This is a genomic window from Saccharopolyspora sp. NPDC049426 (assembly GCF_040676935.1).
In the GTDB taxonomy this organism is placed as follows: domain Bacteria; phylum Actinomycetota; class Actinomycetes; order Mycobacteriales; family Pseudonocardiaceae; genus Saccharopolyspora.
In genome coordinates, this window is the sequence record NZ_JBFAPZ010000012.1 from 149,013 (window position 1) to 166,985 (window position 17,973).

Consider the following 17,973-nt stretch of genomic DNA (forward strand, 5'->3'; position numbering starts at 1 on the left):
AACCGCCCGTGATCAACAACCCTTGTGTCCGGTCAGTTCTCGGCCTCGGCCACGAGGTCCAAGGCGGCCACGTAGCCGAAGGTCATGGCCGGGCCGATCGTCGCTCCGGCTCCCGCGTAGGTGGAGCCCATCACCGCCGCGCTCGCGTTCCCCGCGGCGTAGAGGCCGGGAACGGTCGAGCCGTCCTCCCGCAGCACCCGGGCGCGGGCATCGGTGCGCAACCCGCCCTTCGTGCCCAGGTCGCCGGGCACGATCTTGACCGCGTGGAACGGCGCGACCTCCAGCGGAGCCAGGCTCGGGTTGGGCAAGCGCGGGTCGCCGTAGTACCGGTCGTAGGCGCTCTCGCCGCGGCGGAAGTCCTCGTCGGTGCCCTTCTCGGCGAAGCCGTTGAACCGCCGCACGGTCGCGCGCAGCTGGTCGGCAGGCACCTCGATCTTGGCCGCCAGCTCGTCGAGGGTGGGGGCGGTGTGCACGATCCCGGCCTTGTACCAGCGCCCGGGGAAGCGCTGGCGCGGCGGCAGTCCGGCGAAGGTGTAGTTGTTGCGGTAGCGCTGGTCGGCGACCAGCCACGACGGGATGTGCGACACCCCGGTCTCGTGCCCGCGGTACATCGCGTGCACCGCGTCGACGTACGGCGTCGCCTCGTTGACGTACCGCTGACCTGCGGCATTGACCAGGATGCAGCCGGGCAGGTTGCGCTCGGACAGGCAGAAGTACGGGCCGCGGGGGAGCGGGATCGACGGGCCCCACCACGCGTCGTCCATCAGGTCCACGTCCGCGCCGAGTCGTTGACCGGCCTCGATGCCGTCGCCGGTGTTGGACTCGGCGCCGACGGTCCAGTCGGTGCCGATCGGCTCGCGCTGGAACTGCTTGCGCATCCGCTCGTTCTTCTCGAAACCGCCCGCCGCCATGATCACGCCGTACCGGGCGCGGACGAGCACCTCCTCGTCACCGCGCTGCACGCGCACACCGGTGACCGCGCCCTCTTCGACGTGCAGTTCGGTCAGCGGGCTGTTGAGCCACACCGGCACGCCCGCGCGCAGCAGTCCGGCGCGCAGGCCGGCGGCCAGGGCCTGGCCCAGCGCGAGCAGCGGGCGCTTGGTGGCCAGCGAGACCACCCGGCGCAGACCGACCTTGGCGGAGGTGAACATGCCGCGCGGGTGGCGGGCGATGAGGTTCATCCACTTGTACTCGGCCGCGGTGACCGTGATCCCGGCCGGTGCGGGCAGGTACGGGGGTTGCAGGTTGGCCAGCTCGTCGCCGAGCAGCTTGCCGTTGAACGGCTTGGGTTCCAGCGTGCGGCCCTGGGGGACGCCGCCGGGGGTCTCCGGGTAGTAGTCGGAGTAGCCGGGAATCCACTTCAGCTTCAACGGGGTTCGGCGCAGCACCAGCGAGACCATGTCGGGTCCGTGCGACAGCAGCGCTTCGCGCCGGTCAGCGGCGATCTCGTCGCCGATCAGGTGCCGCAGGTAGGTCGCGGCCTTCTCCGGGCCGTCCTCGGGGTTCGCGCGCCGCAGCACCTCGTTGTGCGGGGCCCAGACGGCGCCGCCGGAACGCGCGGTGGAGCCGCCGAAGTAGCGGTCCTTCTCCACGACCAGCACCGACAGCCCCCGGTCGGCCGCCGTGAGCGCGGCGGTCATCCCGGCGGCGCCGGAGCCGACCACGACGACATCGAAGGTCGCTTCTGTCATGGCACCTCCATGTGGGCCTCGCGATACTGAAACAGGTTATAGTTTTGCTGGCTCCGATGCTACGGTTCGCCCAAAACGTGGCTACTTCGCCACCGAGAAACACGAAAGAACGCGTTCTGGCGGCTTCCAATTTCGCTCGAAATTCGACGCCGAGACTTCGGACTCGAATTTCGCGCGAAATTGGAAACCACCTGGGGCGGGTCAGTCGTAGTCGATCTTGACCTTGGGGGTCCTGGGCAGCGACTGGCAGGCCAGGCGGTAGCCGTCGTCCAGGTCCTCCTGCTCCAGGACCTGGTTGTTGACCATCGTGACCTCGCCCTCGGTCACCCGGCACTCGCAGGCCGCGCAGATGCCTTCTGAGCAGGAGGACGGGGCCTGGATGCCGTTCTCCTTGAGGAGGTCCAGGAGCCGTTTGTCGGCGGGCCAGGTGAAGGTGTGGGCCTCGCCGTCGATCGTCACCTCGACCACCGAGTCCTCCGGCCGGGACTCCTCGGCCGCCGTCTCGGCGGGTGTCGCGTTGTCGAACGGGTTGCCCGCCAGCGAGGCGAAGCGCTCCAGGTGGATCGCCTTCTTCGGGAATCCCGCTTCGCGCAGCGCCTTCCGGGTGGCGTCCATGAACGGCTTCGGCCCGCAGATGAACGCGTCGTGCTCCGGGAACGCTCCGGCCAGCGACTGCAACGCGTCCTGGTGCGGCAGTCCCTGCACGGATTCCAGCCAGTGCAGCACGAGCAGGCGTCCGGGGTGCGCGGCGGTGAGCTCGGTGAGCTCGCGGGCGAAGATGATCGACTTCTCGTCGCGGTTGGCGTAGACGAGCACGACCCGACCGGTTCCGGTGGCCAGAGCCGACTTGAGGATCGACATGATCGGCGTGACGCCGCTGCCCGCCGCGAACAGCAGCAGGTCGTCCTCCAGCGACTTCGGGGTGAACACCCCGGCCGGTTCCAGCACGTCGAGTTCGGTTCCCGCGGCGACGTTGTCGCAGATCCAGTTCGACGCGTACCCGTCTTCGGTGCGCTTGACCGTGACGGCCAGCCGTCCGTCGGTGACCGGTGAGCTCGACAAGGAGTAGGCGCGGGCCACCGAACCGCAGCGGTCGCTGGGGATCCGCAACGTCAGGAACTGGCCCGGCCGGTAGGGCATCCGGGCGGTGTCGACGTCGAAGACCACTGAGCGGGCGTCGGCCGTCTCCTCGACGACCTCGGCCACCCGAAGCCGGTGGAACTCAGGCATCGCAAGTCTCCTCGCTGGTCAGTAGGTCACCAGGATCGCGCTGGCCTCGGCGGTGGTCTCGCCGTCGGCGACGATCTCGCCGGTGGCGAAGACCTTGCGGCCTTCCTTGCCGGTGAACCGCGCGTTGATGGTCAGCGGGACGCCGTGCGGGGTGCCGCGCCGGTAGTCCACGGTCAGCGACACCGTCATCGCCGGATGGCCGGCCACCGCCACGGCCCGGCCCACGGCGTGGTCGAGCAGCGAGGCCACCCAGCCGCCGTGCACGCGCCCGGGAGGTCCCTCGTAGGCCGCGCCGAGCAGCGCGGACGAGGAGGTCGCTCCGGAATCGTCGATCTCCAGGCCCACCACGGGCGGCGCGAGCGGGTTGCCGGGGCCTTCGACCGGGTTGTGCACGCTGACCTGGTGGCCGTCCAGGTAGGACAGCAGCAGCGGTTTCTCGCGGGTGCGCTCGCGCAGCAGCTCGGTGGCGGCGGCGACGTGCTCGGTGGCGGCGCGCAGGTCCTCGGCTGCGACATCGGTGAACACGCCGGCCTCGACGAGCTCGCGGATCCGCGCGGCCAGCAGGGTCGTCTCGCCGGGATCTCCGGGAGGACCGGGGCGGGTAACGCCGCCGGTGGGGAGGTCGCGCCTGGTCTCTCGTCGGTCATCCGGTGGTCCCCTCGTGCGCCGAATATCTAGAACATGTTCTATGCCTCGATTATGCTGTGTCAACGGGAGCTTCGCAGGGAGGAGGAAACCGGTTCTATTGGGTGCGGACCTTGTGGGCCGGAAACGTGGACCTTAGTCTTGACACGTGTCTAGAAACCGGATGTGTTGCCGATGAGCGTCTGGACCGACAAGGAGTCGACCCTGCTGGTCGACGGTGAACTCGCCCCCGGATCAGGGCGGCGGTTCGACACCACCAACCCCGCCACCGAAGAGGTGCTCGGCACCGCGGCCAACGCCACCGCCGCCGACATGGACCGCGCGATCGGCGCGGCGCGCCGGGCCTTCGACGAAACCGACTGGTCGCGCGACCTCGACCTGCGCGTGCACTGCCTCGAACAGCTCAGCCGATCCCTGCGGGAACACGCCGACGAGCTGCGCGAACTCACCATCGCCGAGGCCGGAGCACCGCGCTTCCTCACGCACGGCGCGCAGCTGGACGCGCCGATCGCCGACGTCGCCCACTTCGCCGGCATCGCGGCCGGGTACGAGTGGACCCGCGACCTCGGTGTCGCCGAACCGATGGGAATGCCCAGCAGGCGCTGGACCCGTCGCGAAGCCGTCGGCGTCGTCGGGGCGATCACGCCGTGGAACTTCCCGCACCAGATCAACCTCGCCAAGCTCGGGCCGGCGCTGGCCGCCGGCAACACAGCGGTCCTCAAACCCGCGCCCGACACCCCGTGGTGCGCGGCCGCGGTCGGCGAGATCCTGCTGAACGAGACCGACATCCCGCCCGGCGTGGTCAACATCGTCACCTCCGACGACCACGCCCTGGGCGCGCAACTGTCCTCCGACGACCGGGTGGACCTGGTGTCGTTCACCGGATCGACCGCCACCGGACGTGCCGTGATGGCCGCCGGTGCTCCCGGGATCAAGCGGACCTTCCTCGAACTGGGCGGGAAATCGGCGTTCGTCGTGCTCGACGACGCCGACCTGGGCGCGGCCTGCGGACTCGCCGCCTTCACCGTCTGCACCCACGCCGGGCAGGGCTGCGCGCTGACCACGCGGTTGCTGGTGCCCCGCGCCCACTACGACGAGGCGGTGCAGCTGACCGCCAAGGCGCTGCGCGGCATCGGGGTCGGGGACCCCGACGATCCCGGGACCGTGTGCGGACCGCTGATCTCCGCGCGCCAGCGCGACCGGGTGGAGAGCTACCTGGCCCTGGCCGCGGACGAAGGCGGCGAGTTCGCCTGCGGCGGTGGCCGTGCCGAGCGCGACCATGGCTTCTTCGTCGAACCCACGCTGATCACCGGGCTGAGCAACGAATCCCGGGTGGCGCGCGAGGAGATCTTCGGTCCGGTGCTGGTGATCCTGCCGCACGACGGCGACGACGACGCCGTGCGCATCGCCAACGACTCGCCCTACGGGCTCTCCGGCGCGGTGCACGGCCAGGACCTGGAACGGGCGCGCGGAGTGGCCGCGCGCATCCGCACCGGAACGGTCAGCGTCAACGGCGGCGTCTGGTACGGCGCGGACGCCCCGTTCGGCGGCTACAAGCAGTCGGGCATCGGCCGCGAGATGGGCGTTGCCGGGTTCGAGGAGTACCTGGAGACGAAGCTGGTCGCCGAACCGGCCTAGGCGAGGAGTTGTTCGGCGTCGAAAGGTCCCGCTACCCGCACCGCCGAGCAACGCGATTCCTGAACAACGACCAGGAGGACGCAATGGGGCGTTTCGAAGGCAAGGTCGCGGTGGTCACCGGGGCCGCGCAGGGCATCGGTGAGGTGTACGCGCGAGCGCTGGCGGCCGAAGGCGCGAGCGTCGTGGTCGCCGACCTCAACACGGCTTCCGGTGAGAAGGTCGCCGCGGAGATCAACGCCGACGGGGGCACCGCCGCGTTCGTGGAGGTCGACGTCTCCTCGCCGGAGTCCACCGCCGCGATGGCGGCCTTCGCCGTCGAGCGGTTCGGCGGCATCGACCACCTGGTGAACAACGCCGCCATCTACGGCGGCATGAAGCTGGACCTGCTGTGCACGGTGGACTGGGACTACTACAAGAAGTTCCTCAGCGTGAACATGGACGGCGCGCTGCTGTGCACCAGGGCCTGCGTGCCGCACATGCAGGAACGCGGCGGCGGTTCCATCGTCAACCAGTCCTCCACGGCCGCCTGGGTCTACTCCGGCTTCTACGGGGTGGCCAAGGTCGCGGTCAACGGGCTCACCCAGCAGCTCGCGCACGAGATCGGCGGCATGGGAGTGCGGATCAACGCCATCGCGCCCGGCCCGATCGACACCGAGGCCACCCGGGGAACCACCCCGCCGGAGATGGTCAAGGCGATCGTCAAGGGCATGGCGCTCAAGCGCATGGGGCAGCCCGAGGACCTGGTGGGGATGTGCCTGTTCCTGCTGTCGGAGGAAGCGGGTTGGGTCACCGGGCAGATCTTCAACGTCGACGGCGGGCAGGTGATCCGCTCGTGAGCGCGGTCGGATTCATCGGACTCGGGCAGATCGGTGCTCCGATGGCCCGCAAGCTGCTGACCTGGCCGGACGGGCTCGTCGTCCACGACGTCCGCCCGGAGGTCGTCGCGAAGTTCGTCGAAGGCGGTGCGCGAGCTGCCACCTCCCCGAAGGAGGTGGCCCGTCAGGCCGACGTCATCTCGGTGATGGTGCGCGACGACGCGCAGGTCGAGGAGGTGGTGTGCGGCCCGGACGGGCTGCTCGCCGGGGCCGCCGAGGGGACGGTCCTGGCCATCCACTCCACGATCGGCGAGGACACCGCGCCCCGGCTCGCGGAACTGGCCGCGCTGCACCGGGTCTCGGTGGTGGACGCGCCGGTGAGCGGCGGTGCGGTCGGTGCCGAACGGGCGGACCTCGCCGTCATGGTCGGCGGCTCCGAGGACGCGTTCAACCGCTGCGCAGAAGTTTTCGAGCGCTGGGCCGGACTCGTCGTGCACGCCGGCGAGGTCGGTGCGGGAACCCGCTGCAAGCTGGCCCGCAACCTGCTGCACTTCGTGGCGTTCACCGCCGCCGCGGAGGCCCAGCGGCTCGCCGAGGCATCCGGCATCGACCTGCGCGAGCTCGGCGAGATCGTGCGGCACACCGACGCCATCACCGGCGGGCCCGGGGCGATCATGCTGCGCGGTGACACCGCGCAGCTGGACCCGTCGGACAACTGGTACCCGATCTTGCGCAACGTCAGCGAACTCGGCGAGAAGGACCTCGCGCTGGCCCTGCGACTCGGTGAGCGGCTCGGCGTCGAGCTGCCGCTGGGGCAGCGGGCGCTGCGCGACCTGGCGGCCGGGCTCGGCGTGGCGAAGGAGGACGCATGAGCGACGAGCAGCGACAACGCGGCCTGGCCAAGATGGGCGAGGTCTACGGCTGGGAGGTCTCCGACGGGCCCGGCGATTTCTTCGCCGTCACCGTCGACCACCTCTTCGCCGAGATCTGGTCCCGGCCCGGGCTGAGCCTGCGCGATCGGCGGTTGCTGCTGCTGGGGGCGCTGGCCGCTCAGGGGCTCGACGACGTCGCCGACATCCAGGTGCGGGCGGCGCTGGGCAACGAGGAGTTGGACGCCGAGCAGCTGCGCGAGATCGGGTTGTTCATGACGCACTACGTCGGCTGGCCGCTGGGCACGAAGTTCACCATGCGCATCGAGAAGATCCTCGGCGAAAAGGACCACTGATGAAGTACGGCATCGTGCAGTTCACCAGCGACCGCGGTCTCGCACCCGCCGTGGCCGCGAAAGCCGCTGAAGAGGCGGGTTTCGACTCATTCTGGGTGCCCGAGCACACCCACATCCCGGTCAAGCGCGAAGCCGCTCACCCCGGCACCGGCACCGGGGAGCTCCCCGACGACCGCTACCTGCGGACCCTGGACCCGTGGGTGGCGCTGTCGATGGTCGCGGCGGTGACCTCGCGGATCCGGCTCGCCACCGCCGTGGCGCTGCCGGTGGAGCACGACCCGATCACCCTCGCCAAGACCATCGCGACGCTGGACCACCTCTCCGGCGGACGGGTGAGCCTGGGGGCCGGGTTCGGCTGGAACATCGATGAGTTGACCCACCACGGCGTGCCGAAGGCCAAGCGCCGCACCGTGCTGCGCGAGTACCTGGAGGCGATGGAGCAGCTGTGGTCCCGGCAGGAAGCCGAATACCACGGTGAGCACGTCGATTTCGGTCCCAGCTGGGCCTGGCCCAAGCCGGTCCAGCAGCCGCGGCCGCCGGTCCTCATCGGTGCCGGCGGCACGGAGAAGACCTTCGGCTGGATCGCCCGCTCCGCCGACGGCTGGATCACCACCCCGACCGAGGGCGAGATCGACGACAAGGTCGCCCTCCTCCGGCGCACCTGGAGGGAAGCCGGCCGCGAGGGCGAGCCCCAGGTCGTGGCGCTGTCGGGCAAGCCCGACTTCGACGCGCTGGCCCGCTGGGAGCAGCTCGGCGTCACGGAGGTCCTCTTCGGGTTCCCGGAGAAGGGCGAGCAGTGGGTCGCGGAGTACTTCCAGCGCCTCGCAGGCAAGCTCGGAATCACCCGATAGGACCAGGTTTTTCGAATTTCGCGCGAAATTCGAGTTCGCAACTTTCGACTCGAATTTCGCGCGAAATTCGAAGGTAGCCGGTCAGGCGGGTTCGCAGATGACCACCGGGATCTCGCGTTCGGCCCAGGACTGGTAGTCGTCGAAGTCCGCGTAGACCTCCAGCAGGCGGGGCCAGAGCTCTGCCCGCTCCTCCGGGCTCGCGGTGCGGGCGCGCATGCGGCGGACGTCGCGCTTGACCTGGACCGTGACCTCCGGGTTCGCCCTGATGTTGTGGTACCAGGCCGGGTGCTTGGGCAGTCCGCCCTGCGAGGCGACCAGGATGACCCGGTCGCCGTCGGGCATGTGCAGCAGCGGCGCGGTGCGGGGCTCGCCGCTACGACGGCCGGTGGTGGTCAGCAGGCAGATCGGAACGCTCTTGCGGAAGCCGGCGCCGATGCGCCAGTTGCCGCCCAGCCGCCCGCCGGTGGCGCGGTACAACCTGGTGTTGGCCCGCGAGGCGACCTTGATGACCTTGCCGACGATCGGCGAATCCAGCTGCGGGGGACGTGCTTTCGGCATTATCTCAGTCTTCCAGCGACAGGGCGGCCTTCGGGCAGGAGTGCACGGCCTGCTCGATCGAATCCCGCAGCTCGGGTGTGGGGTCGGCGATGATGTTGAGGTTGTCGTCATCGTCGATCTCGAAGACGTCCGGTGCGACGGCCTCGCACATGCCGTTGGCCTCGCACAGGTCGAAGTCGACCACGATCTTCATGGGTCCTCCCGTTGCTCGCAGGTCACCACAGCTCGACCGGCGCCGTGCCCTTGCGGTAGTGGCCGGGCTGCGGCATGCCGGACGCGGCGACCTCCATGCGCTGCTTCATCCCGGGCGAGAGCGCGTCCGCCTTGATCATCTCCAGGAAGAGGTGCGCGGCGTTGCCGAAGTCGAAGAAGTCCCGCTGCCACGACCACCGCATGTTCCCGCCGTAGCGGAACCAGCTGCCGCCGATGCCGGCGACCTGGTACGGACTGCCGTCGGGCCGCTTGGCGTCGGCGATCTGCTTCCACAACCCGATCACCTCGCCCTTGACGTCGTCGATGAGCACCCGCTGGTACGGGTAGCTCCAGCCGTGCAGGCCCTCCATCTCCACGCCGAGGGCGATGTCGCGGATCTCGTCGCGGCCCACCGTCATGAAGTCCTCGTTGGGCCCGGTGTTCCAGCCGTAGGTGGCGTCTTCGGTGTAGAGCTGCGCGAGCGGCTTCCAGTCGCCGAGCCCTTCGCAGCGCTCGTTCTCGTCCAGCCAGTGCTGGACCATGCGTTCCAGTTCTTCCCGAGGGTAAGCGGGCATGTCAAGCCTCCTCGATGCTCAAAGCCTGCGTGGGGCACTCCCGCACGGCACGTTCCACCTCGGCGCGCAGATCCGCCGGCGGCTCGCTGATCAGCACGTCGACCTTGCCGCGCTTGGGGACCGAGAACACCTCCGGTGCCTCCACCTCGCACATCGCGTGCCCCTGGCACAGGTCGAGATCGCACACGACTCGCATCAGGACTCCTTCCGACGGCGGTAGGTCACCCGGCACGGCTGGGCGAGTTGGACGACCATCTTCGAGTGGTCGTTGCGGTAGGACTCCGGAGGCTGCGCGAGTTCGAAGCTGAAGTCCCGCAGCAGGACCGAGAAGATCGCCTTGAGCTGCATCATCGCGAACGCCGCCCCCACGCACCGGTGACGCCCGGCTCCGAAGGGGATCCACGTCCAGCGGTTGACCAGGTCCTCCTGGCGCGGCTCGGCGTAGCGCTCCGGGTCGAAGGACTCCGGATCGGGGAAGTCCTCCGGGATCCGGTTGGAGATCGCGGGGGTGGCGGCCACGAAGTCACCGCGCTCGATCCGCTGCCCCCGCACCTCGAAGTCGTCCTGAGCGACCCGCAGCAGCAGGATCAGCGGCGGGTGCAGCCGCAACGCCTCCTTGATCGCGCCCTCCAAGCGCGGAATCGCCCGCAACGAGCGGAAGCTCACCTCGGAACCGTCGGAGTAGAGCTCGTCGAGCTCGGAGACGACCCCGCCCATCACGCCCGGGTTGCGGAGCAGCTCGATCAGCGTCCACGCGGCCGTGCCCGAGCTGGTGTGGTGCCCGGCGAACATCATCGAGATGAACATCCCGGTGATCTCATCGGCGCTGAACCGCAGCTCACCGGCCTCGTCCCTGACCGACATCAGCACGTCGAGCATGTCCCGCTCGTCGCGCGGCGGCTTCCCCGCCGCGGCCCGGCCGTCCATGATCTCCTGCACCAGCCGCACCAGACCGGCCCGCGCTTCGTCACGACGCCGGAAGCTCTCGATCGGGGCGTAGGGGTCGACGTAGGCCAGCGCGTCGGTGCCGCGCTCCAGCTCGTGGTAGAGCTCGGCGAAGCGGTGGTCGAGCTGGTCGCGGAACCGCTTGCCGATCAGGCACGCCGAGGACGTGTAGATCGTCAGCTCGGCGAAGAAGTCCAGCAGGTCGATCTCGCCCTCATCGCCCCACCCGGCCACCATGCGGGCGATCTCGGCGTCGATGGTCTGGGCGTGGCCGCGCATCTGCTCGCCGCGCAGCGCCTGGTTGTGCAGCATCTCCTTGCGCCGCTCCGGCGGGGCGTCGAACACCACGCCCTGCCCGAAGATCGGCGTCATGAACGGGTACGCGGCGGCCTGGTCCAGGTCGTCGTCGGAGGAGCGGAAGAAGAACTCGTTGGCCTCGGTTCCCGACAGCAGCACCACCCGGCGCCCGGCCAGGTCGAAGGTGCCCACGTCGCCGCACTCCTCGCGGACGCGGCGCATCAGTGCGATCGGGTCGGTGCGCAGCTCTTCGAGGTGGCCGTGCTCGTCCTGGCCACCGGAGACCTGTTTCGGCGCGAGCAGCGTCATCTTTCCTCCAGCGGTGCTTCGGGTTCGACCTCGATCAGGCTCAGGTGCACGCCGCGCGGCGCGGAGATCACGTGGTGCACGGCGTCGGCGATGTCGGACGCGCGCAGGAAGTAGGGGTGCCGCGCCAAGCCCCACTTCACCCAGTCGTTGAGCACGGCCTCGGTGGTCTTGTCGTCCCACTGCATGCCCATCGAGGTGAAGGTGGGGCCGGGCCGCACTATGCTGGCGCGCACCCCGGTGCCCTCCAGCTCCATGCGCATCGTCCGGGCCATGGCCTCGAGTCCCGCCTTCGCGGGCACGTAGGCGCCCATCCGGGGCCGGGGTTTGGGAACCACGTCGGAACCGATGAACACCACGTCACCGCGCTGCCGGCCGACCATGCCGGGCACGATCCGCGAGGTGAGGCGGTGAGCTCCGCCGAGGTGCACGTCGAGCTGGCCCTGGAAGCGCGAGCCCTCCATCTCGTGCACCAGGTCGGCGTCGAGGTCGCCCGCGCCGTAGACCAGGACCTCGATGTCGCCGAGCTCCTCGGTCGTCCTGGCCACGAACGCCGTCACGGACTCCTCGTCGGTGACGTCCAGCGGCACGGCGATGGCCTGACCGCCGTCGGCGCGGATCTTCTCCGCCAGCTCCTCGCACTTGTCGACGCGGCGCGCGCCGAGCGCCACCGGGTGTCCGGAGGCGGCCACGGCCTGCGCGGTGGCCGCGCCGATCCCGGCCGACGCCCCGGCGATCGCGGTGGGGCGGCGTTCCGGGTTCGGTTCGAATCTGGGCATGGCTACCTGCTTTCCACCCGAACGGGCAGGGTCGCGAAGCCGCGCACGTTGCTGGAGTGCACCCGCTGCGCGCGGTCGGTGTCGACGTCGTAGGACTTCACCAGCTCGACGAACTCGGTCAGCGCGATCCGCGCCTCCAGCCGCGCGAGGTGCGCGCCGAGGCAGAAGTGGGTTCCGCCGCCGAAGCTGACGATCTGGGTGTCGGTTCGGCGGTCGAGGTCGTAGCGGTCGGCGTCGTCGAAGGCGCGCGGATCGCGGTTGGCCGAGCCGACCAGCAGCAGAACCCGCGCTCCCGTGGGAATCGTGGTGCCGTGCAGGCGGATGTCCTCGGTGGCGGTGCGCGCGACCATCTGGCTGGAGGTGTCGTAGCGCAGCGTCTCCTCGATCCAGTCGTTCACCCGGCCAGGGTCGTGGAAGGGCTTCGCCTGCTCGACGGGGTTGAGGTGCGCCCAGTGCACGGCGTTGGCCAGCAGCTTCGTGGTCGTCTCGTTGCCGGCGACGACCATCAGGAACAGGAACGCGATGATCTCCTCGTCGCTGAGCCGATCGCCGTCGATCTCGGCGTCCAGCAGCGCGGAGGTGAGGTCGTCGGTGCGTTCGCGGCGGCGTTCGGCGAGCATGTCGGCGTAGTAGGCGACCAGGTTCAGAGACGCCTCCATCGCGGCCTGCGGGACGTCGAAAACGCCTTCGTCGCGGTGCATCACGGTGTCGGCGAGTTCCCGCAGGCGGTCGCGGTCGGCTTCGGGGACGCCCATCAGCTCGGAGATCACGTCCATCGGGAACTTGCCCGCGAAGTCCGCCACGAAGTCGAACTCGCCTGATTCCAGCGCGGGTCGCAGGTGGTGGCGGGCGAGTTCGAGGATGCGGGGTTGCAGGTCGCGGACTCGGCGCGGGGTGAAGCCGCGGGAGACCAGCGAGCGCAACCGGTTGTGCCGGGGGTCGTCCAGCGCGAGGAACGACATCGTCTTGTGCGCGTAGGGGCCCCAGGCGGCCGGGTCCAGCGAGACGCCGTTGGCGTTGGACAGCCGGGTGTTGTCGCGGAACAGCGCGGCGACGTCGGAATGCCGTGAAAGCGCCCAGAAATCGAGCTCGGCGTTGTGGTAGACCGGCGCTTCGTCGCGCAGTCGCGCGTAGGTCGGGTAGGGGTCGGCGTGCACGGCGTAGTCGTACGGGCTGAACACGACACCACTGGACATGTGTCCAGACGCTAGTACGACTCGACTCGCTCCGGCAAGCCCGCCGGGGGCTGAATCGAGAACAAGTTCATCCGCTTTCCAGGCCATGCTGCGAGGTGGGTTCCCTTTTGTCGAGAACGTGTTCTAGTCTCGGGTGCGGACGGCTTCGGCTCGGCAGGGAGGGCGGCGCATGGGACGGCTCGCGGGAAAGGTCGCACTGGTCACGGGCGCGGCGCGAGGACAGGGCGCGGCCATCGCGCGCGGCTTCGTCGCCCAAGGCGCCTCCGTGGTCATCGGCGACATCCTCGACGCTCCGGGCAAGGAACTCGCCGACGAGCTCGGCGAATCCGCCAGCTACGCGCACCTCGACGTCTCCGACGAGGACGACTGGAGCGCCGCCGTCGCCCACGCCACCGACGGGTTCGGACGGCTCGACATCCTGGTCAACAACGCCGGCGTGCTCATGTTCTCCGCGCTGGAGGACACCTCGCTGGCCGACTACGAGCGCATCGTGCGGGTCAACCAGTTCGGCACCTTCCTCGGAATGCGCGCCGCGACACCCGCGCTCACCGAAGCCGGTGGCGGTTCGATCGTGAACTTCTCCTCCGTCGAAGGCCTCGGCGGCATGCCGCACCTGGTCGCCTACACCGCGAGCAAGTTCGCCATCCGGGGCATGACCAAGGCCGCCGCCATGGAACTCGGACCGCGCAACATCCGCGTCAACTCCGTGCACCCCGGCATGTTCGACACTGGCATGACCCGGGAGTTCACCGGCGAGAGCACCGACCTCAGCCCGATCGGCGAGATGGTCCCGCTCGGCCGCATCGGCCAGCCCGAGGACATCGTCGGTCTCGTGGTCTTCCTCGCCAGCGAGGAGAGCACCTACTGCACGGGAGCCGAGTTCGTGGCGGACGGCGGGGCCACCGCCACCCACGCCTACTACCGGCGCTGAGACGCGGTGCCGCGAGAGCGGTTCCGCTGCTCGCCTGACGAAACCTGCGACGTCGACGTGAGGAGTGGGTGTGGGCGCTGAAGTCGTGATCGAGGGGTTGAGCAAGTCCTTCGGACCGCAGACGATCTGGCGGGACGTGGGGTTCACGCTGCCGCAGGGCGAGGTCTCGGCGCTGCTGGGCCCGTCCGGCACCGGCAAGTCGGTGTTCCTCAAGTCCATGATCGGTCTGCTCAAGCCGGAGAACGGGCGCTGCCTGGTCAACGGCGTGGACATCTGCTCGTGCAGCGAGCACGAGCTCTACGAGATCCGCAAGCTCTTCGGCGTGCTGTTCCAGGACGGGGCGCTGTTCGGGTCCATGGACCTGTTCGACAACGTCGCGTTCCCGCTGCGCGAGCACACCCGCAAGACCGAGGCCGAGATCCGCCGCATCGTGCTCGAACGCATGGAGATGGTCGGCCTGTCCGGGGCCGAGGACAAGCTGCCGGGGGAGATCTCCGGCGGGATGCGCAAGCGAGCGGGGCTGGCCCGCGCGCTGGTGCTCGACCCGCAGATCATCCTCTGCGACGAACCGGACTCCGGGCTGGACCCGGTGCGCACCGCCTACCTCTCGCAGCTGCTCATCGACATCAACGCGCACCTCGACGCCACGATCCTCATCGTCACCCACAACATCAACCTGGCCCGCACCGTGCCGGACAACCTGGGCATGCTCTTCCGCCGCGAACTCGTCCTGTTCGGGCCGCGCGAAGTCCTGCTCACCAGCGAGGACCCGGTCGTCGCGCAGTTCCTGAGCGGTGACAAGACCGGTCCGATCGGGATGAGCGAGGAGAAGGACCAGGCGAGCATCGACCTCGAGCGCCAGCGGCTGGCCAGCGGTCAGATCGCCGCGGCGCAGCGCGTGGTCGGCGTGCCGCCGCAGCTGCCCGCCAGCGCCGGGCTGCCGGAACGTCAGGCCGTGCAGCGGCGCAAGAACCGAGTGATGGGAATGCTCGACCAGCTCCCGCCCGCCGCCCGAGACAGCGTGCTGCGCAGCATCAACGGTCAGCCGGCGGCAACAACCGGTCGGTGATGTCCGCCAGGTGCGAGGCCATCTTCTCCATCGGCAGGTACCCGCTGCCCGCCAAGACCAGCGACCCCACGAACGCCGTCATCACGGCCTCCAGCGCCGACGGATCGGCCTCGCCGACGGCGTCGGTCAGCCGCCGGTAGACCTCCTGGCCGATCTCGTCGCGCAGCCGCTTGACCTCCTGCTGATCGGCCAGCAACGCCGTGGTGCAGGCCCGCACCAGCGCCGGTTCGGAGGCCAGCATCCGCGCGATCGTGTCCACCACCTGCGCGACGTCCGCGCCGGGCTTGCCGGTGCGGTCCTCGCCGCTGGGCGGCAACGACTGGACGCGCTTCCAGAAAACGGCCGTGACCAGGTGTTCCTTGGAGGAGAAGTAGGAGTAGGCGGTGGCGCGGGAGACCTCGGCGCGCTCGGCCACCGACCGCACGGTCAACGAACCGAAGCCGCGCTCCTCCAGCTCTTCGACCGTCGCGTCCAGCAACCGGCGAACGGTCTCGGCGCGTTTGCCTTCCAAGAACTGACGGACGGGCTCGGTCATGCAATGAGCCTAACGCTCGGGGGTGCACCGTGATTCCGTGGTCTTCTTGCTCAGCGGTGCGGGTGGCGGAACCTGACACGCCTTCTGGCTCCGGGATCCGCGACTTGAGTCTGTCGAATACGCGGCGCTGCGGCTGTCCTCCCCAGAAGACGTGTCAGAACCCGCGGCGGTGCGAGTTGCTCAGGTGGTGAAGGAGAAAGCGGCTGCGCCGCTTGCTGCGTGTTTCGCGCATTCGCATCGATAACGTGTTCTACCTGTTTGGAATTCATTGGAGGAGCAGTCGGACTGTGAGTTCGAGGCGGTTGGAGACGTCTGTGGCGGAGGCTCGCCGGGTTACCCAGGCGACCAGGTTGGACAGCCAGACGTCGCCGATCACCCGGGCCACGGCCACCTGCTCCTCGCTGGGCTCGCCGTCGCTCATCACCGCGATGAACATGGCCTCCATCATGCGGTTGGCCGTGTCGACCTCGGTGGCGGCCGAGGCGTCCGCCGACATCAGCGCGCGGGTGACCGCCTCGGAGAGGTTCGGGTTGCGCTGGAAGGCCCTGGTGAGCCGGCCGAGCACGAAGAGCAGCCGCTCGTAGGGCGAATCACCGCGAATCGGCGCCCGGTCCAGGCGTTCCTGGATGCGCTCCAGCTCGCGGACGAGGCTCGCGACCAGCAGGTGGATCTTGGACGGGAAGTAGCGGTACAGCGTGCCCAGCGCGACGTCGGCGCGCTCGGCGACGGCGCGCATCTGCACCGCGTCGAAACCGCCCTTGTCGGCCAGGGCGACGGTCGCGTCGAGGATCCGCTTGCGGCGGTCGCGCTGGGCGGTGGCGGTGAGCTCGTCGTCGGCCATCGCGTTGAGCGCGTGCCCGCCCTGGCCGTTCCGGTTGGCGGCAGAACTCATCGGCGCAACGCCCCCTAGCGCATTGGCGGAAAGGCGTTCGCGCGCCACCCGCAAGATCACGTTAACACGGTGTCATCGGTAACCCGTTCCACCGGTGTTCTCGAGAATCACTTTTTGGTATCGGGAACTTCCAGAATGCCTTCGCGGAGTGCGTGCTCGATGGTCGCGCGCAGCCGGGGACAGGTGTCCACCAGTGCGGGGTGATCGCCCTCGGCGATGCGGGCGGCGATCTCCGGGCAGTCGCCGGTCGACGTGGTCCACTGGATGCTGGTCTGCTCCGGGCTGAGCTTCTTGACCAGCACCCGCACCCCGCACGTGGTGCAGGGCAGCGGGCGCAGCCCTCCCTCCAGGTAGAGCCGCTGGTCGGCCGCCGTACTGGCCGGGACGTCGGTGCGGGCGGCCGTCATGACTTGCCGGCTCCCTCCGCCTCACGGCGGGCCAGGTTCTCGGCGACCTCGGCCTCCCACGCCTGCACGGCGCGAGTGGTGTCCACCTCGAACTCGAAGCGGGAGGTCATCTCCTCGCTGACGTCCTCGACGTCCACGTAGAACTGGTCGTACCAGCGGCGCAGCTGGTAGACCGGCCCGTCCTCCTCGACCAGGAGCGGGTTGTCGATCCGCGACTTGTTCCGCCAGATCTCCACGTCCTGGAGGAATCCGACGCCGAAGGACTTGGCGAACTTGCCCGCCACCATGTCGGCCTGCTCGTCGTCGAGACCGGGCAGCTTCTTGACCGAAACGCCCCACTGGAGGACGAAGCTCGTCGGCGAGACCGGGTAGTGGCAGTTGATGAGGAAGGCGTCGATCGGCGTGCCCTTGAACTCGGTCCACAGCCGGTTGATCATGTACGAAGGCCCGTAGTAGCTGGCCTCCGAGCGCAGCGTGGTGTCGTCGCCGGCGTAGTTGCCCTGCGAGGCGCCCACGTCGGGACGTCCGCGCGAGTGCAGGTGCTGGGTGGCGACGTGGCCTTCGAAGATGTTCTTGAAGTACGTCGGGAAGGCGAAGTGCACGTAGAAGAAGTGCGCCATGTCCACGACGTTGTCGATGATCTCGCGGCAGTTGGAGTTGTCGATCTGCACGCGGTCCCAGGTCCAGTTCGACCACTCGTCGGTGAAGACCTCCTCGATCCGCGGGATCGTGACCTCCGCCGGAGGCGGGTTGCCCTGCGGGTCGTGGTAGACGAACAGCTGCTTGTTCTCCTCCAGCGTCAGCCACGAGCGGGTCCGGGCGCGGCCGGGAACCCGCTTGGCGTAGGGGATGGAGGTGCAGCGGCCGTTACCGCCCCAGCGCCAGTCGTGGAAGGGGCAGGCGACCGAGTCGCCCTTGATCTCGCCCTGTGTGAGGTCGCCGCCCATGTGCCTGCAGTAGCCGTCGAGCACGTGCAGCGCGCCCTGGCTGTCGGCGAAGACCACGAGCTTGGTGCCGAACGCGTGCACCGCGTGCGGCTTGCCGTCCTGGAACTCCTCGACGGGGCCCAGGCAGTGCCACCCCCGGGCGAACCGTTGTGGCGGGGCACCGGCATCGATCGTGCGCACCCCGTGCTCACGCTCCGTCCCGCTCATCGCGTCCCTCCATCAGTCACGTGTTGTATGTGAAACAGGTTA

The 17,973-nt window shown here is 69.3% G+C and carries 21 protein-coding genes; 7 read left to right on the forward strand and 14 right to left on the reverse strand.

Features of this window, described 5'->3' with window-relative positions; genetic code table 11:
* Positions 1–32: 32 nt before the first annotated feature.
* The 3 genes from kstD to AB0J78_RS25285 all read right to left on the reverse strand — a co-directional run bounded on the left by kstD (position 33) and on the right by AB0J78_RS25285 (position 3,446).
* Positions 33–1,691, reverse strand: a complete 1,659-nt coding sequence (gene kstD, locus AB0J78_RS25275) for a 3-oxosteroid 1-dehydrogenase (protein ID WP_363793074.1) — start codon at positions 1,689–1,691, stop codon at positions 33–35.
* A gap of 201 nt (positions 1,692–1,892) precedes the next feature.
* Positions 1,893–2,921, reverse strand: a complete 1,029-nt coding sequence (locus tag AB0J78_RS25280) for a ferredoxin--NADP reductase (RefSeq protein ID WP_363793076.1) — start codon at positions 2,919–2,921, stop codon at positions 1,893–1,895.
* An 18-nt stretch (positions 2,922–2,939) separates the two neighbouring features.
* Positions 2,940–3,446: a PaaI family thioesterase gene (locus AB0J78_RS25285; RefSeq protein WP_363793078.1), complete on the reverse strand. Its 507-nt coding sequence runs from the start codon at positions 3,444–3,446 to the stop codon at positions 2,940–2,942.
* A gap of 294 nt (positions 3,447–3,740) precedes the next feature.
* On the opposite strand from AB0J78_RS25285, the gene AB0J78_RS25290 reads away from it, so the two are divergent.
* The 5 genes from AB0J78_RS25290 (at position 3,741) to AB0J78_RS25310 (ending at position 8,095) form a co-directional block, all read left to right on the forward strand.
* Positions 3,741–5,204 carry an aldehyde dehydrogenase gene (locus tag AB0J78_RS25290; protein ID WP_363793080.1) on the forward strand — a complete coding sequence of 488 codons (1,464 nt, stop codon included), beginning with the start codon at positions 3,741–3,743 and terminating at the stop codon, positions 5,202–5,204.
* 83 nt (positions 5,205–5,287) lie between these two features.
* Complete coding sequence (locus AB0J78_RS25295; protein WP_363793082.1) at positions 5,288–6,040, forward strand: SDR family oxidoreductase; 753 nt, start codon at positions 5,288–5,290, stop codon at positions 6,038–6,040.
* Positions 6,037–6,891, forward strand: a complete 855-nt coding sequence (locus tag AB0J78_RS25300; RefSeq protein WP_363793084.1) for an NAD(P)-dependent oxidoreductase — start codon at positions 6,037–6,039, stop codon at positions 6,889–6,891. Before AB0J78_RS25295 ends, AB0J78_RS25300 begins: the two co-directional genes overlap by 4 nt.
* The gene (locus tag AB0J78_RS25305; protein WP_363793086.1) at positions 6,888–7,244 is read left to right on the forward strand and encodes a carboxymuconolactone decarboxylase family protein; all 357 of its coding nucleotides are present in this window, start codon (positions 6,888–6,890) and stop codon (positions 7,242–7,244) included. Before AB0J78_RS25300 ends, AB0J78_RS25305 begins: the two co-directional genes overlap by 4 nt.
* Positions 7,244–8,095 carry an LLM class F420-dependent oxidoreductase gene (locus tag AB0J78_RS25310; RefSeq protein WP_363793088.1) on the forward strand — a complete coding sequence of 284 codons (852 nt, stop codon included), beginning with the start codon at positions 7,244–7,246 and terminating at the stop codon, positions 8,093–8,095. Before AB0J78_RS25305 ends, AB0J78_RS25310 begins: the two co-directional genes overlap by 1 nt.
* Before the next feature lie 81 nt (positions 8,096–8,176).
* Here the strand turns inward: AB0J78_RS25310 and AB0J78_RS25315 are convergent, their stop codons facing one another.
* From AB0J78_RS25315 to AB0J78_RS25345, 7 genes are read right to left on the reverse strand one after another with little or no spacing between them, the layout of a single operon-like run.
* Complete coding sequence (locus tag AB0J78_RS25315; protein WP_363793090.1) at positions 8,177–8,653, reverse strand: nitroreductase family deazaflavin-dependent oxidoreductase; 477 nt, start codon at positions 8,651–8,653, stop codon at positions 8,177–8,179.
* Between the two features lie 4 nt (positions 8,654–8,657).
* Positions 8,658–8,846, reverse strand: a complete 189-nt coding sequence (locus AB0J78_RS25320; RefSeq protein ID WP_363793092.1) for a ferredoxin — start codon at positions 8,844–8,846, stop codon at positions 8,658–8,660.
* A gap of 22 nt (positions 8,847–8,868) precedes the next feature.
* Complete coding sequence (locus AB0J78_RS25325; RefSeq protein ID WP_210969148.1) at positions 8,869–9,420, reverse strand: nuclear transport factor 2 family protein; 552 nt, start codon at positions 9,418–9,420, stop codon at positions 8,869–8,871.
* Position 9,421: 1 nt separating this feature from the next.
* Entirely contained in the window at positions 9,422–9,616 is a 195-nt protein-coding gene (locus AB0J78_RS25330) for a ferredoxin (protein WP_363793094.1), read from the reverse strand.
* Positions 9,616–10,971: a cytochrome P450 gene (locus AB0J78_RS25335; protein WP_363793095.1), complete on the reverse strand. Its 1,356-nt coding sequence runs from the start codon at positions 10,969–10,971 to the stop codon at positions 9,616–9,618. Before AB0J78_RS25335 ends, AB0J78_RS25330 begins: the two co-directional genes overlap by 1 nt.
* Positions 10,968–11,747, reverse strand: coding sequence for an SDR family oxidoreductase (locus AB0J78_RS25340; protein ID WP_363793097.1), 780 nt, complete (start codon positions 11,745–11,747; stop codon positions 10,968–10,970). The genes AB0J78_RS25335 and AB0J78_RS25340 overlap by 4 nt, the downstream gene beginning before the upstream one ends.
* A gap of 2 nt (positions 11,748–11,749) precedes the next feature.
* Entirely contained in the window at positions 11,750–12,943 is a 1,194-nt protein-coding gene (locus tag AB0J78_RS25345) for a cytochrome P450 (protein ID WP_363793099.1), read from the reverse strand.
* A gap of 169 nt (positions 12,944–13,112) precedes the next feature.
* On the opposite strand from AB0J78_RS25345, the gene AB0J78_RS25350 reads away from it, so the two are divergent.
* Positions 13,113–13,874 (forward strand): glucose 1-dehydrogenase, encoded by a 762-nt coding sequence (locus AB0J78_RS25350; RefSeq protein WP_363793101.1) that lies wholly within the window; start codon positions 13,113–13,115, stop codon positions 13,872–13,874.
* A gap of 70 nt (positions 13,875–13,944) precedes the next feature.
* Complete coding sequence (locus AB0J78_RS25355; RefSeq protein ID WP_363793103.1) at positions 13,945–14,943, forward strand: ABC transporter ATP-binding protein; 999 nt, start codon at positions 13,945–13,947, stop codon at positions 14,941–14,943.
* Here AB0J78_RS25355 and AB0J78_RS25360 read toward each other — a convergent pair.
* The 4 genes from AB0J78_RS25360 to AB0J78_RS25375 form a co-directional block, all read right to left on the reverse strand.
* On the reverse strand, positions 14,909–15,478 hold the full coding sequence (locus tag AB0J78_RS25360) for a helix-turn-helix domain-containing protein (RefSeq protein ID WP_363793105.1): 570 nt from the start codon (positions 15,476–15,478) through the stop codon (positions 14,909–14,911). The genes AB0J78_RS25355 and AB0J78_RS25360 overlap by 35 nt on opposite strands.
* A gap of 265 nt (positions 15,479–15,743) precedes the next feature.
* A complete protein-coding gene (gene kstR, locus AB0J78_RS25365; RefSeq protein WP_363793107.1) occupies positions 15,744–16,370 on the reverse strand; it encodes a cholesterol catabolism transcriptional regulator KstR in 627 nt (208 codons plus the stop codon).
* Between the two features lie 107 nt (positions 16,371–16,477).
* Complete coding sequence (locus tag AB0J78_RS25370) at positions 16,478–16,777, reverse strand: hypothetical protein (protein ID WP_363793109.1); 300 nt, start codon at positions 16,775–16,777, stop codon at positions 16,478–16,480.
* Complete coding sequence (locus tag AB0J78_RS25375; RefSeq protein WP_363793111.1) at positions 16,774–17,931, reverse strand: Rieske 2Fe-2S domain-containing protein; 1,158 nt, start codon at positions 17,929–17,931, stop codon at positions 16,774–16,776. Before AB0J78_RS25375 ends, AB0J78_RS25370 begins: the two co-directional genes overlap by 4 nt.
* Positions 17,932–17,973: the final 42 nt, after the last annotated feature.

Excerpts from the sequence above, each read along its gene's own strand:
- kstD (WP_363793074.1), bottom strand. The coding sequence starts at position 1,691 with ATGACAGAAGCGACCTTCGATGTCGTCGTGGTCGGCTCCGGCGCCGCC.
- AB0J78_RS25280 (WP_363793076.1), bottom strand. The coding sequence starts at position 2,921 with ATGCCTGAGTTCCACCGGCTTCGGGTGGCCGAGGTCGTCGAGGAGACG.
- AB0J78_RS25290 (WP_363793080.1), top strand. The coding sequence starts at position 3,741 with ATGAGCGTCTGGACCGACAAGGAGTCGACCCTGCTGGTCGACGGTGAA.
- AB0J78_RS25295 (WP_363793082.1), top strand. The coding sequence starts at position 5,288 with ATGGGGCGTTTCGAAGGCAAGGTCGCGGTGGTCACCGGGGCCGCGCAG.
- AB0J78_RS25305 (WP_363793086.1), top strand. The coding sequence starts at position 6,888 with ATGAGCGACGAGCAGCGACAACGCGGCCTGGCCAAGATGGGCGAGGTC.
- AB0J78_RS25310 (WP_363793088.1), top strand. The coding sequence starts at position 7,244 with ATGAAGTACGGCATCGTGCAGTTCACCAGCGACCGCGGTCTCGCACCC.
- AB0J78_RS25315 (WP_363793090.1), bottom strand. The coding sequence starts at position 8,653 with ATGCCGAAAGCACGTCCCCCGCAGCTGGATTCGCCGATCGTCGGCAAG.
- AB0J78_RS25320 (WP_363793092.1), bottom strand. The coding sequence starts at position 8,846 with ATGAAGATCGTGGTCGACTTCGACCTGTGCGAGGCCAACGGCATGTGC.
- AB0J78_RS25325 (WP_210969148.1), bottom strand. The coding sequence starts at position 9,420 with ATGCCCGCTTACCCTCGGGAAGAACTGGAACGCATGGTCCAGCACTGG.
- AB0J78_RS25330 (WP_363793094.1), bottom strand. The coding sequence starts at position 9,616 with ATGCGAGTCGTGTGCGATCTCGACCTGTGCCAGGGGCACGCGATGTGC.
- AB0J78_RS25335 (WP_363793095.1), bottom strand. The coding sequence starts at position 10,971 with ATGACGCTGCTCGCGCCGAAACAGGTCTCCGGTGGCCAGGACGAGCAC.
- AB0J78_RS25340 (WP_363793097.1), bottom strand. The coding sequence starts at position 11,747 with ATGCCCAGATTCGAACCGAACCCGGAACGCCGCCCCACCGCGATCGCC.
- AB0J78_RS25345 (WP_363793099.1), bottom strand. The coding sequence starts at position 12,943 with ATGTCCAGTGGTGTCGTGTTCAGCCCGTACGACTACGCCGTGCACGCC.
- AB0J78_RS25350 (WP_363793101.1), top strand. The coding sequence starts at position 13,113 with ATGGGACGGCTCGCGGGAAAGGTCGCACTGGTCACGGGCGCGGCGCGA.
- AB0J78_RS25360 (WP_363793105.1), bottom strand. The coding sequence starts at position 15,478 with ATGACCGAGCCCGTCCGTCAGTTCTTGGAAGGCAAACGCGCCGAGACC.
- kstR (WP_363793107.1), bottom strand. The coding sequence starts at position 16,370 with ATGAGTTCTGCCGCCAACCGGAACGGCCAGGGCGGGCACGCGCTCAAC.
- AB0J78_RS25370 (WP_363793109.1), bottom strand. The coding sequence starts at position 16,777 with ATGACGGCCGCCCGCACCGACGTCCCGGCCAGTACGGCGGCCGACCAG.
- AB0J78_RS25375 (WP_363793111.1), bottom strand. The coding sequence starts at position 17,931 with ATGAGCGGGACGGAGCGTGAGCACGGGGTGCGCACGATCGATGCCGGT.